The organism is Limnospira sp. PMC 1279.21 (assembly GCF_032349615.1).
Taxonomy (GTDB): domain Bacteria; phylum Cyanobacteriota; class Cyanobacteriia; order Cyanobacteriales; family Microcoleaceae; genus Limnospira; species Limnospira fusiformis.
On sequence record NZ_JARPLU010000527.1, the window covers coordinates 1 to 484 of the forward strand.

At 39.3% G+C, this 484-nt stretch carries 1 protein-coding gene; it reads right to left on the reverse strand.

Going from position 1 to position 484, the window contains the following annotated elements:
• The coding region (locus P5683_RS25785) for a hypothetical protein (protein ID WP_006622742.1) at positions 1-265 on the reverse strand (265 nt) is incomplete at its 3' end.
• Positions 266-484 lie beyond the last annotated feature (219 nt).

The window sequence follows — 484 nt, forward strand, 5'->3', positions numbered from 1 at the left end:
AATCCCACTCATCACGCATCTGACGCTGAATTACAACCGGATCGTCTTGAAAATTGGGTGAATTTTGCAGCTTTCCCACAAAGTCAGCTAATGTATTTTTGGTCAAGGGTTCACTCCCAGGATCGGAGATAGGTATGACCATGATTTCCACTTCTTGATCCGGTAGAGAAAGCGATTCATTCAAAATAATAGTTTGACCGCGCTTAATTCCTTTAGCTCGAATGATCATAAATTTTCGGAAGCCATTTAGTTGAGTTAATGCCATAATTATAACATAATTCATTTCGGCATTGCTTGAGTAGCAGAATATTTGCTATAAATAGATGTTTGATGCCCTTCAGGAGTTTCCAGAGGATTTGCCAATTGAGCGCGATCGCTCCCTACCGATGGAACGAGAGCAAATTGTATGAAAATTTTGCTTGATACGGATATTTGTATCTATACAATTAGATGATTTTTGTCTGGTTGATGATGGTGCGTTACG